General features: G+C 67.4%; 16 protein-coding genes. 9 read left to right on the top strand and 7 right to left on the bottom strand.

Going from position 1 to position 15,842, the window contains the following annotated elements; all coding sequences use genetic code 11:
- From C1930_RS20505 to C1930_RS07305, 3 genes are all read right to left on the bottom strand, one after another.
- On the bottom strand, positions 1-293 hold a 293-nt coding region (locus C1930_RS20505), incomplete at its 3' end, for a leucine zipper domain-containing protein (protein ID WP_234412744.1).
- Positions 294-437: 144 nt separating this feature from the next.
- Positions 438-1,349, bottom strand: coding sequence for a lytic transglycosylase domain-containing protein (locus tag C1930_RS07310; protein ID WP_108771412.1), 912 nt, complete (start codon positions 1,347-1,349; stop codon positions 438-440).
- Positions 1,350-1,395: 46 nt separating this feature from the next.
- On the bottom strand, positions 1,396-2,364 hold the full coding sequence (locus tag C1930_RS07305) for a WYL domain-containing protein (RefSeq protein ID WP_108755839.1): 969 nt from the start codon (positions 2,362-2,364) through the stop codon (positions 1,396-1,398).
- An 83-nt stretch (positions 2,365-2,447) separates the two neighbouring features.
- On the opposite strand from C1930_RS07305, the gene C1930_RS07300 reads away from it, so the two are divergent.
- The 9 genes from C1930_RS07300 (at position 2,448) to C1930_RS07260 (ending at position 11,313) form a co-directional block, all read left to right on the top strand.
- Positions 2,448-3,068 (top strand): glutathione S-transferase family protein, encoded by a 621-nt coding sequence (locus C1930_RS07300; protein WP_108755838.1) that lies wholly within the window; start codon positions 2,448-2,450, stop codon positions 3,066-3,068.
- Between the two features lie 602 nt (positions 3,069-3,670).
- Complete coding sequence (gene miaB / locus C1930_RS07295; protein WP_108755837.1) at positions 3,671-5,089, top strand: tRNA (N6-isopentenyl adenosine(37)-C2)-methylthiotransferase MiaB; 1,419 nt, start codon at positions 3,671-3,673, stop codon at positions 5,087-5,089.
- A 269-nt stretch (positions 5,090-5,358) separates the two neighbouring features.
- Complete coding sequence (locus C1930_RS07290; RefSeq protein WP_108752669.1) at positions 5,359-6,345, top strand: PhoH family protein; 987 nt, start codon at positions 5,359-5,361, stop codon at positions 6,343-6,345.
- The gene (ybeY, locus tag C1930_RS07285; RefSeq protein WP_108752668.1) at positions 6,342-6,827 is read left to right on the top strand and encodes an rRNA maturation RNase YbeY; all 486 of its coding nucleotides are present in this window, start codon (positions 6,342-6,344) and stop codon (positions 6,825-6,827) included. The genes C1930_RS07290 and ybeY overlap by 4 nt, the downstream gene beginning before the upstream one ends.
- A gap of 47 nt (positions 6,828-6,874) precedes the next feature.
- A complete protein-coding gene (locus C1930_RS07280) occupies positions 6,875-7,486 on the top strand; it encodes a hypothetical protein (protein WP_108771411.1) in 612 nt (203 codons plus the stop codon).
- 71 nt (positions 7,487-7,557) lie between these two features.
- Positions 7,558-8,103, top strand: coding sequence for a hypothetical protein (locus C1930_RS07275; protein WP_108772555.1), 546 nt, complete (start codon positions 7,558-7,560; stop codon positions 8,101-8,103).
- Between the two features lie 64 nt (positions 8,104-8,167).
- On the top strand, positions 8,168-9,049 hold the full coding sequence (locus C1930_RS07270; RefSeq protein WP_108749147.1) for a transporter associated domain-containing protein: 882 nt from the start codon (positions 8,168-8,170) through the stop codon (positions 9,047-9,049).
- Positions 9,046-10,284: a DUF4105 domain-containing protein gene (locus C1930_RS07265; RefSeq protein WP_108771410.1), complete on the top strand. Its 1,239-nt coding sequence runs from the start codon at positions 9,046-9,048 to the stop codon at positions 10,282-10,284. Before C1930_RS07270 ends, C1930_RS07265 begins: the two co-directional genes overlap by 4 nt.
- A 6-nt stretch (positions 10,285-10,290) precedes the next feature.
- Positions 10,291-11,313, top strand: a complete 1,023-nt coding sequence (locus C1930_RS07260; protein WP_108752665.1) for a magnesium and cobalt transport protein CorA — start codon at positions 10,291-10,293, stop codon at positions 11,311-11,313.
- Between the two features lie 156 nt (positions 11,314-11,469).
- On the opposite strand, the gene C1930_RS07255 is transcribed toward C1930_RS07260, so the two are convergent.
- The 4 genes from C1930_RS07255 to potA all read right to left on the bottom strand — a co-directional run bounded on the left by C1930_RS07255 (position 11,470) and on the right by potA (position 15,805).
- A complete protein-coding gene (locus C1930_RS07255; RefSeq protein WP_108771409.1) occupies positions 11,470-12,834 on the bottom strand; it encodes an NAD-dependent succinate-semialdehyde dehydrogenase in 1,365 nt (454 codons plus the stop codon).
- 66 nt (positions 12,835-12,900) lie between these two features.
- A complete protein-coding gene (locus C1930_RS07250) occupies positions 12,901-13,743 on the bottom strand; it encodes an ABC transporter permease subunit (protein ID WP_108752663.1) in 843 nt (280 codons plus the stop codon).
- Positions 13,740-14,672, bottom strand: coding sequence for an ABC transporter permease subunit (locus tag C1930_RS07245; protein WP_108771408.1), 933 nt, complete (start codon positions 14,670-14,672; stop codon positions 13,740-13,742). The genes C1930_RS07250 and C1930_RS07245 overlap by 4 nt, the downstream gene beginning before the upstream one ends.
- Positions 14,669-15,805 carry a polyamine ABC transporter ATP-binding protein gene (potA, locus tag C1930_RS07240; protein ID WP_108771407.1) on the bottom strand — a complete coding sequence of 379 codons (1,137 nt, stop codon included), beginning with the start codon at positions 15,803-15,805 and terminating at the stop codon, positions 14,669-14,671. Before potA ends, C1930_RS07245 begins: the two co-directional genes overlap by 4 nt.
- Between the last annotated feature and the right edge of the window lie 37 nt (positions 15,806-15,842).

Genomic DNA, 15,842 nt, shown 5'->3' with positions numbered 1-15,842 from the left:
ATCCCCAAGGCCTTGGAAATGGTCAGGTAGGTGTGCCGTTTACGGCGGCGCTCCTTGATCTGCTCGACGACCGACGCAGGCGTGGCATGCGGCGTCTGGTGCGGGCGAGAGCTGCGGTTTTCCAGCCCCGACGCCCCGAACTCCCGGAATCGGGCCAGCCACTTGTAGGCCGTACGCACACTTACGCCACACGCTTGTGCTGCCTCCTCCGGCCGCAGGCCCTCGTGGAGGATGCGACGGACAAGAAGTTCTCGACTAAACGGCGTTAAACGGGCATTTTTATGGTTGTTCATCCGGGCTCTTTGGGATCTGGAGAGGTGTGGTAACCACCATTTTCCAGAGATGTCCCGGATGAACAACGTACAGAGAGATCACAACTAACAGTCGGCACCTACCAGTCGGCGCCTGCCAAAGGCGTGCCGACCAACGGTCGGCACCTACTGCTTTGTCAATGCGGTGCGGTAGCGCTCGGCCAGCTGGCCGACCCGGCGCACGTAGTACTGGGTTTCACTGTACGGGGGGACGCCGCCATGGCGGTCGACCGCACCCTCGCCGGCGTTGTAGCCGGCGGCGGCCAGGGTCAGGTCGCCATTGAAGCGCTTCAGCAGCCACGCCAGGTACTGCACGCCACCGCGGATGTTCTGGCTGGCATCGTAGGAATCGGCGACACCGAAGCGTGCCGCGGTGGGCGGCATCAGCTGCATCAGCCCCTGTGCCCCGGCGCGGCTGAGCGCGGTAGGGTTGTAGGCCGATTCGGCATGGATGATCGCGCGCACCACGGCTTCTTCCACACCGAACTCGCGCGCGGCCGAGGCGATCTCGGTCTGGAACGAGGTCGTGTTGAGCCGCACGCTGCCGAAATCGACGCGCGGATTGACCCCGCAGGCGTAGCAGCGTTCGATGAAGCTGTAGCGGATGGTCCGCACCGGCCCCAGGTTGGCCACCTGCGCTGGCCGCGCACTGGTGTAGTGGCGAACCCCGTCCTTCATGTACGAATAGACCTGGCCACTGACCGTGCGGCCCGCGCGCGGTGTGGCCGCAGGTGCCGTGCTGGGGGCGACTGCGGGGCTGGCCGCGCTGGCGGCCACGGCGACCGGATTGCGCTCGGCGCTGGCCACCGCCGCCGGTGCGGCGGCAGGCGTGGGCGTAGGCGCTGGCGTGACCGGGCGTGTTGGACGATTGGGCTGGCGGGTGTAGCTGATGGTGGTGCAGCGCGCACCGGCCACCCGCTTGCTGACATAGCTGGTGACCCCGTCAGCGCCTTCGCACTTGTACAGGGTGCCGGCGCTGGCCGGCGCAGCGGTCAGCGCAGCGATGATGATCGCCGTTTTCCCCAGTCTCCCCTTCATGGGCGCGAGTGTCCCAGCTTCGCCGGGCCTTGCCAAGCGCCGCGGCTCAGTCCGTGACCGCCGGCACAGCCAGCAGCTGGCTCAAGCCGCCCAGCCGCTCGGCCAGCTCCTGCCGCAGCGTTTCCGGGGTGGTCCACAGCGCCAGCGGCAGGCGGTCAAGGCTGAGGATCTGCGCCAGCATCATGCCCAGGCTCTCGGCGCCCATGCGCAGCAGGCAATGCTGCGGCCCATCGGCCTCCAGCACCCCACACCAGGGCGGAATGCGACTTTCCAGCTCGGCCTGGCTGCCGGCCAGGCGCAGGGTGGCCTGCAGGGCAAACGGCGCTTGGCTGACGGCCTGGCGCACCATCACGTCCGGCGGCGCTGGCGTGCGCCGATGCAGGCCGGGTTCGGCCAGCGCCTGCACCGCCCCCATCCGGTCCACGCGCAGGGTGCGCCAGTCCTGCCGCCCCAGGTCCCAGGCCAGCAGGTACCAGCGCCGGCCGTAGTTCACCAGGTGCTGGGCCTCGACCTGGCGCTGGGTGACCACGTCCTGTGCGCTGCGGTACTCGAAGGCCAGCCGCGAGGCCTGCCGGCAGTGCTGGGCCAGCCGCCCCAGCAGGCGCGCGTCGGTGGCCGGCAGCTCGTTCAGCGTGGCCGTGGCGGCGTGTACTTCACCGGCCTGCTGGCGGCGCCGGGTCGGCACCAGCGGGTCGAGCTTGGACAGCAGGCCGCGCGCGGTGTCGTCAATACCGGACACCGTGGCCGAGGCCGCACGCAGGGCAATGGCCAGGGTGGTCGCTTCCTCTTCATCCAGCAGCATGGGCAGCACCGGGGCGCCTGACCCCAGCCGATAGCCGCCACCGACCCCGGCCGAGGCCTGCACCGGGTAGCCCAGCTCGCGCAGCCGCTCGATGTCGCGGCGGATGCTGCGCCGGTCCACGCCCATGCGCTCGGCCAGCTCGGCACCCGACCAGTGGCGGCGGGCCTGCAGCAGGGCGATCAGGCGCAGCAGTCGGTGGGCGGTATGGCGCATGAAGGATCAAGGACAGAAGTCGTCCGCGATTGTGCCCCAGCATGGCCCCACGGTTCACCCATCTCACTGCAAGGAGCACCACCATGTCCTCACGCCTGATCACCCTCTACCACGCCGCCCGGTCGCGCTCGAGCGGTGCGGTGGCCCTGCTGGAAGCGCTGGGGGCGGACTATCGCCTGCACGTGCTGGACCTGAAGGCCGGCGCCAACCTGGCCCCGGCCTACCTGGCCATCAACCCGATGGGCAAGGTGCCGGCCATCGTCCATGACGGTGCGCTGGTGACCGAACAGGTGGCCATCTATCTGTACCTGGCCGACCTGTACCCCGAGGCCGGCCTGGCGCCGCCGATAGGCGATGCCCTGCGTGGCCCCTACCTGCGCTGGATGGCCTTCTACGGGGCCTGCTTCGAACCGGCGATGATCGACCGTGCGATGCACCGCGACCCGCCGCCGCATGCGTTCTCGCCCTACAACGACGCCGACACCGTGCTGCAGGTGATCGAGGCCCAGCTGGCGCAGGGGCCGTACCTGCTGGGTGACACCATGAGCGCCGCCGATGTGCTGTGGGGCAACGCCCTGCAGTGGACCACCGCGTTCGGCCTGGTGAAACCGGCGCCGGCCACGGCCGCGTTCATCGCGCGCATGGCGGAACTGACCGCGTTTGATCGCTCGCGGCAGATCGACGCGGAGCTGGTGGCGGCCTGACGGGTGCCGTTAGATCCACGCCATGCGTGGATGAATTCCGCCGGGCATGGCCCGGCGCTACCGGCGGGCGGCGCGGAACGTAGGTCGCGGCACACCCGGCATTCCGCCGGCCGGCGCACCGGGGGGCGGTAGATCCACGCCATGCGTGGATGAATTCCGCGGGGCATGGCCCGGCGCTACCGGCGGGCGGTGCGGAACGCAGGTCGCGGCGCACCCGGCATTGCGCCGGCCGGCGCACCCGGGGGCGGTAGATCCACGCCATGCGTGGATGAGTTCCGCCGGGCATGGCCCGGCGCTACCGGCGGGCGGTGCGGAACGCAGGTCGCGGCGCACCCGGCATTCCGCCGGCCGGCGCACCGGGGGGCGGTAGATCCACGCCATGCGTGGATGAATTCCGCCGGGCATGGCCCGGTGCTACCGGCGGGAGGTGCGGAACGTAGGTCGCGGCGCACCCGGCATTGCGCCGGCCGGCGCACCGGGGGGCGGTAGATCCACGCCATGCGTGGATGAATTCCGCCAGGCATGGCCCGGCGCTACCGGCGGGCGGTGCGGGATGCGGGTAGAATTGCCGCCTTTCCCGCCACCCGAATGGATTAAGCGCCATGACCGGGACGCCAGACGTCTTTCCGCCCGCCGCCCCGGGCGGTACCCCGCTCGTTGCCCTGCCCACTGGTCCGCGCAAGCCCGACCAGGTGAAAGGCAAGCTCTACATCAAGACCCACGGTTGCCAGATGAATGAGTACGACTCGGCCAAGATGGCCGACGTGCTTGCCGCCAGCGATGGCCTGGAATTGACCGACCGCCCGGAAGACGCCGACGTCATCCTGGTCAACACCTGCTCCATCCGCGAAAAGGCGCAGGAGAAGGTGTTCAGCCAGCTGGGCGTATGGAAGGGCCTGAAGAACAAGGGCCGCGAGGTCATCATCGGCGTGGGAGGCTGCGTGGCATCGCAGGAAGGCGAAGCGATCATCAAGCGCGCGCCGTTCGTCGATCTGGTGTTCGGCCCGCAGACCCTGCACCGCCTGCCCGAACTGATCCGCGCCCGCCGCGAACAGCAGCGCCCGCAGGTGGACATCAGCTTCCCCGAGATCGAGAAGTTCGACCGCATGCCCGAACCGCGCGCCGAAGGTGCGTCTGCGTTCGTATCGATCATGGAAGGCTGTTCCAAGTACTGCTCGTTCTGCGTGGTGCCCTACACCCGCGGCACCGAGGTCAGCCGCCCGTTCGAGGACGTGGTAGTGGAAGTGGCCCAACTGGCCGCGCAGGGCGTGCGCGAGATCAACCTGCTCGGCCAGAACGTCAACGCCTACCGTGGCCCGTATGGCGATGGTGAGTTCGCCGACCTGGGCCTGCTGATCCGCACCATCGCCGAGATCGATGGCGTTGGCCGCATCCGCTTCACCACCTCGCACCCGCTGGAGTTCAGCGATTCGCTGGTCGATGCGTTCCGCGACGTGCCGCAGCTGGCCAACTTCCTGCACCTGCCGGTGCAGGCCGGCAGCGACCGCGTGTTGTCGGCGATGAAGCGCGGCTATACCGCGCTGGAATTCAAGTCGAAGATCCGCAAGCTGCGCGCGGTGCGCCCGGACATCTCGATCAGCTCGGACTTCATCGTCGGTTTCCCCGGCGAGACCGATGCCGATTTCGAGAAGACCATGAAGCTGATCGAAGACATCGGCTTCGACCACAGCTTCTCCTTCATCTATTCGCGCCGCCCGGGCACGCCGGCGGCCGACCTGGAGGACACGATCAGCGATGCGGAGAAGCACGCGCGCCTGTCGCGCCTGCAGGAACGCATCAATGCGCACGCGGCCAGCATCTCCGAAAAGATGGTCGGCACGGTGCAGACCGTGCTGGTGGACGGTCCGTCGCGCAAGAACCCGAACGAGTTGACCGGCAAGACCGAGAACATGCGCTCGGTGAACTTCCCGGCGCCGGCGCGCCTGATCGGCCAGTTCGTGGACGTGGTGATTACCGAAGCGCTGACCAATTCGCTGCGCGCGCGGGTGGTGGCGGAGTAAGGGAGGTGTGCCGACCAACGGTCGGCACCCACCGGGGCCCCATCGATGGGGTCAGAGCCCCTTCGGGGATCTGACCCCGTCGTTGCCTGGCACATTTTTCACCAGCGCTTCACAAGCGTTGCGGGGTGGGCACCGCCCCCACTTGTCCACAGCTTTCTTGGGCGCCGATCCACACCCGGTGTGGAGAACTGTCGCCCCGCCCGTCCGCGCGCTACCCTTGTCTTCCCTGACCCACCGCGGTGGACGGCGAACCCGCCCCACCCTCTGCAATGAAAAGCATCGAGCATCGAGATTTCACCCTGTCGCCGGAAGACACCGAGCGACTGGCCAACCTGTCCGGCCCCTTCGATGGGCACCTGCGCCAGATCGAGCTGAAGCTCGGCGTGGAGATCGCCAACCGCGGCTTCGTGTTCCGCATCAGCGGCCGCGACGAAGCCACCGCCGAAGCGCAGAAGCTGATTGAAGCGCTGTACGCCGAGACGGCCGAGACCACCTTCGACAACCACGCCATCCATCTGCGCCTGGCCAAGGCCAACCTGGACCAGATCGCCGAGCGCGCGTACGAAGCGCAGGAGGTGGCGATCAAGGTCAAGCGTGGCACCGTGCGTGGCCGCGGCGCCAACCAGGCCCGCTACCTGCACCAGATCACCACCCACGACATCAACTTCGGCATCGGCCCGGCCGGCACCGGCAAGACCTTCCTGGCCGTGGCCAGTGCGGTGGAAGCGCTGAACGAATCGCGCGTGCAGCGGCTGATCCTGGTGCGCCCGGCGGTGGAAGCCGGCGAGAAGCTTGGCTTCCTGCCCGGTGACCTGTCACAGAAGGTCGATCCCTACCTGCGCCCGCTGTACGACGCCCTGTACGAAATGCTGGGCGTGGAAAAAGTGGTCAAGCTGCTGGAAAAGAACGTGATCGAGATCGCGCCGCTGGCTTACATGCGCGGGCGCACGCTGAACGATGCGTTCGTGATCCTGGACGAGGCGCAGAACACCACCATCGAACAGATGAAGATGTTCCTGACCCGCCTGGGCTTTGGCTCCACTGCGGTGGTGACCGGCGACCTGACCCAGACCGACCTGCCCAAGCACGTGAAGTCGGGCCTGCGCGATGCCATCGACGTGCTGCGTGACGTTGACGGCGTCAGCTTCACCTTCTTCGAAGCGCGCGACGTGGTGCGCCACCCGCTGGTGGCCCGCATCGTCAGTGCCTACGACCGCCGCGACCTGCACCAGATTCAACCCGGAGCCACCCCATGACCAAAGGTCCCGTGCGACTGGATGTCGCCATCAGCTATGCGCTGCCCCGCACCGGCCTGCCGGCCGCCGTCAGTTTCCGCAAATGGGTGGCGGCGGCATTGAAGGGCCGCATCCGCGAAGCCGACCTGGCCATCCGCGTGGTCGACGCCAAGGAAGGGCAGTCGCTGAACCGCCATTACCGTGGCAAGGACTACGCCACCAACGTGCTCAGCTTCCCCGCCGAGCTGCCCGAAGGCCTGCCCAAGGGGGTGAAGTTCCCGCTGCTGGGTGACCTGGTGATCTGCGCACCGGTGGTGGCGCGCGAGGCCGACGAACAGGGCAAGGCGCTGAACGCGCACTACGCGCACCTGACCGTGCACGGCGTGCTGCACCTGCTGGGCTGGGACCACGAAGACGACAAGGAAGCCGAGGCGATGGAACAGCTGGAGCGCGAGATTCTGGCCGAGCTGGGCATCGAGGATCCCTACGCCGGCGAGCGCTGAGCCGCCGATCGCGCTACCCTGCAGCGGCAACCACCCCGGAGACAAGGATGATGATGGGCGACATGGGGCCGTTCCTGGCCGGAAGTGCGATCTTTGCCCTGCTGCTGGTCGTGGCCGCCAACGTGCTGCGCCGGGTCAGTGCCCGCCACCCGGATGGACAGCACTGGTTGCTGCGTACGCTGGCCCTGGTCTGCCCGGCCAGCCTGCTGGCCGCTGTGGTGCTGGGCAATGTGGGGCCGCATCTGCTGGGCGGTCCAGGATCGGCCAGCAGTACGCCCACGTTGTGGGCCACGACGATGGTGCTGGTCCTGATCGGCGCGTTCTCCGCGCCGGTGTGCTGGCGCGTGGTAATGCAGCATCGCCTGGAGCGGGCCAGCAGCAGCCTGTCGTTCTTCCACGCCACGCGTACCCAGCTGTGCGCGCTGTTCGTGCTTGCCGCGGTCTACGTAACCGCGGTCAAGCGGATCGACGCCGCGGACGTGCCGGCCTGGCTGCTGCAGCCGGGTGTACTGCAGATCGCACTGAGCCAGACGATGCAACTGGTCCATCTGGCCATGGTCGCGGTCATGCTGACCCTGCCCCTGATGGCACTGCGCGCGTTGGCGCGGCGTACGCTGCGGCGTGCGCAGACCCTGCTCGGCCGCGCGCCGCAGGGCTGAGCCCTGCGGACATGACGGGGTCCGGCCGCTACCATGGCCGGGCATCCTCCATCGCGGACCCTCTGCCTGTGCTGCTGCGTACTGCCCTGCCCCTGCTGCTTGCCTCTGTTGCCGCCACCGCCTCGGCGGCACCGCTGGACCTGCCCGCACTGATCGAATGCCGCCAGGGCGTGGCCGACCATGCCGCCCTGGCGCCGCTGCTGGCCGACCCGTTGAAGGCCGTGGCCAACGGCCTGCAGCCGCTGCCGCAGGCCAACCAGTTCATGACCGAGTTCCGCCTGGCCAACCCGATCACCGTGTTCGGGCAGCAGACCGACCATATCGCGGTGGCCGGGGCCAGCGTGATGGCCGTGCTGGACCAGGCCGACCCGCACCCGCTGGCCACCCGCCTGGCGCTGGAAACCGGTTTCGACCAGGGCGGCAAGTTCATGGCCGGCCGCGAAGTGGTCAGCCGCGATGTCACCGACCCGAAGACCGGCGAGGCGCAGATCGAATCGATCATCCTGAGCGTGTCCACGGTGGCCAGCCACCCCGGTAGGACCCTGGCCGGCTGCACCTACAGCCTGGACCTGCCGGCCGAAGACGAGGCCCCCGGCGACGCGGCCAGCGGTCACTGAAAGGCCCCCACATCCTGCTAGACTGGGGCCAACGCCCGGGTTTCCGGGTGCCCTTTTTCCAGAGATGTCTGAAGACGACAGTAGTAGCTCCCCGCAGGAGCCCAATGAAAAGAAGCGCGGCTGGCTGGAACGCCTGACGGCCGCCTTCTCCGGCGAACCCCACACCCGCGACGAGCTGGTGGCCGTGCTGCACACCGCACAGGACGAAGGGCTGATCGCCGCCGATACCCTGAAGATGATGGAAGGCGCCATTTCGGTGGCCGAGCTGACCGTGGGCGACGTGATGATCTCGCGTTCGCAGATGGTCTCGCTGCCGGTCGAGGCGCCCTTCCTGGAACTGATGAAGCAGGTGGTCGAATCCGGCCATTCGCGCTTCCCGGTACACGGCGAGAACAAGGACGACATCCTTGGCATCCTGCTGGCCAAGGACCTGCTGCGCGGCGTGGTGGCCGACAACGGCCCGGCCAACGTGCGCGAGCTGCTGCGGCCGGCGGTGCTGATTCCCGAGGCCAAGAAGCTCAACGTGCTGTTGAAGGAATTCCGCCTGTCGCGCAACCACATGGCGATGGTGGTGGACGAATACGGTGGCGTGGCCGGTCTGGTCACCATCGAAGACGTGCTGGAACAGATCGTCGGCGAGATCGACGACGAGCACGATGAAGCCGAAGACCCCTCGGCGCAGATCGCCATCCAGGCCGATGGCCAGTACGTGGTGGACGCGCTGACCCCGATCGGCGATTTCAACGAGCGCTTTGGTGCCACGTTCTCCGATGAGGACTACGACACCATCGGCGGCCTGGTGACCGAGGCCGTGGGCCACCTGCCGGAAGTGGGCGACGAACTGGCGCTGGACCGCTTCATGTTCCGCGTGGCGCGGGCCGACGCGCGCCGGGTGCAGGCTTTCCATGTGACCGTGCTGCCGCCGGACGCGCAGGACGACGCTTGAAGCGCCGCGGCCTGTTGATGCTGGCATGGCTGGCGCTGTGCACGCTGGCCCTGGCATTGCCAAGGTCGGCCTTCGCGCAGGCCGCCGCGGATTCCGCGGTGGCTGCGGACGCACCGCCGCCGCGTATCGGCGTGGTGACCATGCAGCCGGGCACGGTGTTCTTCGAACGCTTCGGCCACGACGCCATCGTGGTGCTGGACCCGGTCAGTGGTGCGGCCACGTCCTACAACTTCGGCTATTTCGATCCGTCCGAACAGGATTTCATCAGCCGCTTCGTGCGCGGCGAGATGATGTACTACCTGGTGGCGCTGCCGCTGCAGCAGGACCTGTCCTACTACGACGAGACCGGACGCGGGGCCAGCGTGCAGTGGCTGGACCTGCGCCCGGACCAGGCGCGGGCCCTGGCCGATGGACTGGCCGAGCGGGCCAAGCCGGAAAACGCGCGCTACCACTACGATTACTACACCGCCAACTGCGCCACCATGGTGCGCGACACCCTGGACAAGGCCCTGGGTGGCGGCCTGCATGCGCAGCTGTCGGGGCGCTCGCGCGGCAACACTTACCGCAGTGAATCGGTGCGCCTGGCCTCGCCGGCACCGTGGATGTGGCTGGGCTTCGACATCGGCCTGGGTCCGTTTGCCGACCAGCCGCTGTCGCGCTGGCAGGAAGCGTTCGTGCCGATGCGCCTGGCCGATGCCCTGCGCCAGGTACGCAATAGTGATGGCCGCCCGCTGGTGCAGAGCGAGCAGGAACTGCTGCCGCACCGCATTGCCGCCGAACCGAAGGAATCGCCGCGGCGCTGGTGGCCGTGGCTGCTGTGTGGCCTGCTGGCCGCCGCGGGCATCGTGGCCCTGCGCCAGCGCCCGCGCCTGCTGGCCGGCCTGGCCCTGCCGCTGTGGCTGCTGTGCACGATTGCCGGCGGCCTGCTGGTGTTCCTGTGGGGCTTCAGCATCCACTACGCCGCCTGGGCCAACCGCAACCTGCTGCTGCTGTCGCCGCTGGCGGTGCTGCTGCTGCCCGGCGCCATCGCCCTGCTGCGCAGGCGCGTGCCGGGTCGCGTGTTCAGCGTGGTGCTGTGGCTGCTCGCCGTACAGTCGGTGGCCGCACTGGTACTGCACTGGCTGAGCCTGCACGCGCAGTACAACGTGCAGTGGATTGTCCTGCTGCTGCCGGTGCATGTGGCCCTGGCCTGGGTGCTGGGGCGTCGTCCTCACTTGTCCCACACGGCGCAGTGACGCACGATGGCGGGCATGTCATTGCCCGCCCCTGCTTCCACGGCCGCTTCGGCCAACCCCGCCTGTGTCATCAACTGCGTTCACTACGATGACCAGGGCATCCGCCACGACATCAGCCTGGATGCGATCAGCGATGTGATCGCCAGTGGCAACGGCTTCGTCTGGGTGGGTTTGTACGATCCGGCCGACGCCGTGCTGCTGAAACTGCAGGAAGAATTCTGCCTGCATGACCTGGCCATCGAAGACGCACGCAACGCGCACCAGCGGCCCAAGGTCGAGGCCTACGGCAATTCCCTGTTCGTGGTGGTGACCACCGCGCAGATGGTGGACGAGCGCATCCAGTACGGCGAAACCCATGCCTTCCTGGGCCCGCGCTTCCTGGTGACCGTGCGCCACGGTGCGTCGCTGTCCTACGCCCCGGTGCGCGCCCGCGTGGAGCGCGAGCCGCAGCTGCTGAAGATGGGCCCCTCGTACTGCCTGTATGCGGTGACCGACTTCGTGGTGGACAACTACCTGCCCATCACCAATCGCTTCCGCGACACACTGGAGCTGCTGGAGAAGGACATCTTCGCCGAGAGCTACAAGCGCAGCACGGTGGTGCGGCTGTACGAGCTCAAGCGCGAACTGAACAAGATGCGCATGGCGGTGGCGCCGCTGCAGGATGTGCTGGCCCAGCTGCGCCGTTACCAGGGCGATCTGATTCCCGACGAAGTGAAGCTGTATGTGCGCGACGTGCACGACCACGCCGTGCGCATCAGCGATGTGATCGACACCCTGCGCGAGATGCTGGGCACCGCGCTGAGCGTGAACCTGTCGCTGGTGACGCTGGCGCAGGGCGAAACGGTGAAGCGGCTGGGTGCATGGGCAGCGCTGCTGGCCGCGCCGACCCTGATCACCAGCTGGTATGGCATGAACTTCAGCCACATGCCTGAGTTGAACCAGCCGTGGGCCTACCCGTTGATGATCGTCGGCGTGGGCGCGGTGTGCGTGGGGTTGTACCGGTTGTTCAAGCGCGCCAAATGGTTGTGACCCGTATCGACCAACGGTCGATACCCACCAAAACGGTAGGCCACGACCGTTGGTCGTGGCTCTTGTCGCTCCAGTAGAGTCGAGCTTGCTCGACTGCTGTTCGCAGAGCAGTCGAGCGAAGCAGTCGAGCAAGCTCGACTCTACGGAAGCGGGGTATCAGGCCACGTAGACGGTCTTGATGTTCATGAACTCATGGATGCCGTGGTCGGCCAGTTCGCGGCCGAAGCCGGACTGCTTGCTGCCGCCGAACGGCAGCCGCGCATCGCTTTTGACGATGGCATTGACGAAGGCGGCGCCGCATTCCATGCGCTGGGCGAAGGATTCGCCGCGCACCGGATCGCGCGTCCACACGCTGCCGCCCAGGCCGAAACGGGTGTCGTTGGCCACGCGCAGGGCCTCGTCCTCATCGGCCACGCGGATCACCGCCGCCACCGGCCCGAACAGTTCCTCGTCGTAGGCCGGCATGCCCGGGCCCACCTGGTCCAGCACGGTGGCCGGGTAACCGGCGTGGGTACCGGCAATCGGTTCGCCGCCCAACAGAACGCGCGCGCCCTTGGCCACGCTGGCCTGCACCTGCTTGTGCAGCTCATCGCGCAGGTCGGCGCGCGCCATCGGCGCCAGCGTCGTGCCACGCGCATCGGGATCGCCGTACTGCCGCTCCCCCGCTGCTTCCACGAAGCGGCGGGTGAATTCGTCGGCCACGGCATCCACCACGATGAAGCGCTTGGCCGCGATGCAGGTCTGGCCGCTGTTGTCGAAGCGCGACTTCACTGCCGCCGCCACCGCCTTGTCCAGGTCGGCATCGTCGAGCACCACGAAGGCATCGCTGCCGCCCAGTTCCATCACCGATTTCTTCAGCTGGCTGCCGGCATTGGAGGCGATGGAGCGCCCTGCCCGCTCGCTGCCGGTCAGGGTAACGGCCTTGACCCGCGCATCGCGCAGTACCTCGGCGGCCTGGTCGTTGTCGATGTGCAGCACGTCGAACACACCGTCCGGCAGGCCGCCGTCACGGCACACCGCCAGGATCAGGTCGGCACACTGCGGCACGTTGCTGGCGTGCTTGAGCAGGGCCACGTTGCCGGCCATGAACGCCGGCGCCAGGAAACGGAACACCTGCCAGATCGGGAAGTTCCACGGCATCACCGCGAACACGCAGCCGATCGGCTCGTAGCGCACGTAGCTGCGCTGCGCTTCAGTGTCGATCAGCTGCGGCTTCAGGTAATCCGCTGCGTGGTCGGCGTAGTACTCGCAGGCCGCAGCGCACTTGTCCACTTCGGCCAGCGCCTCGGCCTTGAGCTTGCCCATCTCGTGGGTCATCGCCTGCTGCAGGTCGTCGCGACGGCTGCGCAGCTGCGCGGCGATCTGGCGCAGGATGGCGCCGCGCTCCTGCAGCGACCGCTGGGCCCAGCCGCAGAAGGCATCGGCGGCGGCCTGCAGGCGCTGCTCGATATCGGCAGCGCCCATCAGTTCATGGCGGTAGGTCACCTGGCCGGTGGCCGGATCGACGATCTCGACGGTCATGGGGGGTCTCCATCAGGGTGACCCCCATTGTGCGCCGCCGCCCGTGAGCCGGGCGTGGCTGCGGCCTCAGCCGTTGTCCTGGCGGGCCAGCTGCAGGTCGCGCTGGCGGCGCTTTTCCGCACGCGCATTGATGTACCAGCCAATCACTGCAGCAATCGACACTGCCGATACCAGCAGGGTGGCCAGGGCATTGATCTTCGGGCTGATGCCCATGCGCACCGAGGCAAACACCTTCATCGGCAGCGTGGTCGAACCGGGCGTGGCGACGAAGCTGGCCACCACCACGTCATCCAGCGACAGGGTGAAGGCCAGCAGCCAGCCGGCCACCAGCGCCGGGGCGATGATCGGCAGGGTGATGCGGGTGAACACGGTCAGCCGGCTGGCGCCCAGGTCCATCGCCGCTTCTTCCAGCGACAGATCCATTTCCTGCAGGCGCGAGGACACCACCACGGTGACGAAACACAGGGTGAAGGTGACGTGCGCGATCCAGATGGTGGCCAGGCCACGGGCCGGGAAGCCGGGAATGGCGCCCATCGAAGCCAGCAGGGCCATCAGCGAGAACCCCAGGATGACATCGGGCATGACCAGCGGCGCAGTGACCAGCGCACCGAACACCGGCTTGCCACGGAAGCGCTTGAAGCGGGTCATCACCATCGCTGCCAGCGTGCCCAGCACGGTGGCGGTACAGGCGGTCCAGAACGCCACCACCAGGCTGGTCCACATCGCCTCCATCAGCGCGCGGTCGGCGAACAGATCGCCGTAGGCACGGGTGGAGAACCCGGCCCAGACCATTGCCAGCCGCGAGCTGTTGAACGAATAGAACATCAACAACAGGATCGGCAGGTACAGGAAGGCGAAGCCGAGCAGCAGCACGCCCAGCCCCAGGCCCTTGGCGGTACGCGGGCTCATGCCTGCTTCCCTTCCAGCAGGCGCTGCTGGGAACGGTTGAACCACAGGATCGGGACCAGCAGCAGCACGATCATCGCCACGGCCATGGCCGAGGCACCGGGCCAGTTGCGGTTGTTGAAGAACTCGTTCCACAGCTGACGACCGACCATCAGGGTTTCCGAGCCGCCCAGCATTTCCGGAATCACGAATTCACCCACCGCCGGAATCATCACCAGCATGCAGCCGGCGATGATGCCCGCCTTCGACAACGGCAGGGTGATGCGCAGGAACGCCTGCCAGGGCTTGGCGCCCAGGTCGTACGCCGCTTCCAGCAGGCGGTGGTCATGCTTGACCAGGTTGGCGTACAACGGCAGCACCATGAACGGCAGGTAGCAGTAGACGATGCCGATGTAGGCCGCGGTCGGCGTATCGATCAGCTGCAGCTTGGGCAGGCCCATGTGGGTCATCAGCGATTGCAGGCCGGTGAACTGCAGGAACTGATCGAGCAGGCCGTTGCGGTCCAGGATCGCCTTCCAGGCATACACGCGGATCAGGAACGAGGTCCACGACGGCAGCACCACCAGCATCATCCCCACGTTGCGCGCGGCCGGTGACAGGCGGGCGATGGCATAGGCCATCGGATAGCCGATCAGCAGGGTGAGGAAGGTGGAGATCGCCGCGATCTTGATCGAACTGAGGAAGGCCTGGGCGTAGATCGAATCGCGGAACAGCGCCAGGTAGTTTTCCAGGTTCAGCTTCAGCGAGAACGCGCCATCGACGTACTGCAGCAGCCAGGTATACGGCGGCGAGCCGACCCGGCTGTGCGAGAAACTGATCATCAGCACGATCAGGAACGGCACCGCGAAGAACAGCAGCAGCCACAGGTAAGGAATGCCGATGACCGTGGCACGCGTGCCCGGCAGCCAGCGCTTCAGGCCTGCCGTGCTCATGAGGTCAGCACCACGCCGTCGTTGTCGCGCCAGTGCACCCAGACCTGATCGCCCCAGGTCAGGCCATCGCTGGCCCAGCGCTGCGAGTTGGCGAAGTTGGCCAGCACCTTGGCACCACTGGGCAGACGCACGTGGTACACCGAGTGACTGCCAAAGTAGGCGATGTCCTCGATCACGCCCTGCGCCTTGTTGGTGTGCCCTTCCGGCTCGTCCTTGCCGATCATCACCTTTTCCGGGCGCAGCGCGAACGCGACCGGCTGCCCTTCGTAACAGGTGATGCCATGGGCGATGTAGACCGGCGCCGGGAACAGCGGCGAGCGCACGGTCACGTACTCGGGCAGATCCTCGTCGATCACCCCGTCAAACAGGTTCACCGAGCCGATGAAGCCGGCCACGAAGCGGTTGGCCGGCTGTTCGTAGACCTCGTCGGGCTTGCCGACCTGCTGGATCCAGCCGGCATCCATCACCGCGATGCGGGTGGCCATGGTCATGGCCTCTTCCTGGTCGTGAGTGACCATCACGCAGGTCACGCCCGACGATTCGATGATGCTGACCAGTTCCAGCTGCATCTGCGAGCGCAGCTTCTTGTCCAGCGCGCCCATCGGTTCGTCCAGCAGCAACAGCTTGGGCCCCTTGGCCAGCGACCGCGCCAGCGCCACGCGCTGCTGCTGGCCGCCGGACAGTTGGTGCGGCTTGCGCTTGCCCAGGTGGCCCATCTGCACCAGTTCCAGCATCTCGCCCACGCGCCTGGCGATGGCAGCCTTGTCCAGGCCGTCCTGCTTCAGGCCGAAGGCGATGTTCTGTTCCACCGTCATGTGCGGGAACAGCGCGTAGGACTGGAACATCATGTTGACCGGCCGCTGGTACGGCGGCAGCGCGTCCAGGCGCTGGCCATCCAGGGTGATGCTGCCCTTGGTGGGGGTTTCAAAGCCGCCCAGGCAGCGCAGCAGGGTCGATTTGCCACTGCCCGATCCGCCGAGCAGGGCGAAGATCTCGCCCTTGCGCACGTCCAGGTTGACGTCGTCGACGGCGATGAAGCCATCGAATTCCTTGCGCAGATCACGAATGGACAGATAGCCGGGCGCGCTGGCCGTATCAACGGCGGCGGCTTCCGGCTGGGCTTCAACGGGCATGGGGGCTCCGGGAGCGGGCGGTGGACAGCGGCGGCCA

It is taken from the genome of Stenotrophomonas sp. SAU14A_NAIMI4_8 (assembly GCF_003086695.1).
In the GTDB taxonomy this organism is placed as follows: domain Bacteria; phylum Pseudomonadota; class Gammaproteobacteria; order Xanthomonadales; family Xanthomonadaceae; genus Stenotrophomonas.
Note: the sequence above shows the minus strand (reverse complement) of the source record. Positions and strands in the feature narration are given on the sequence as shown.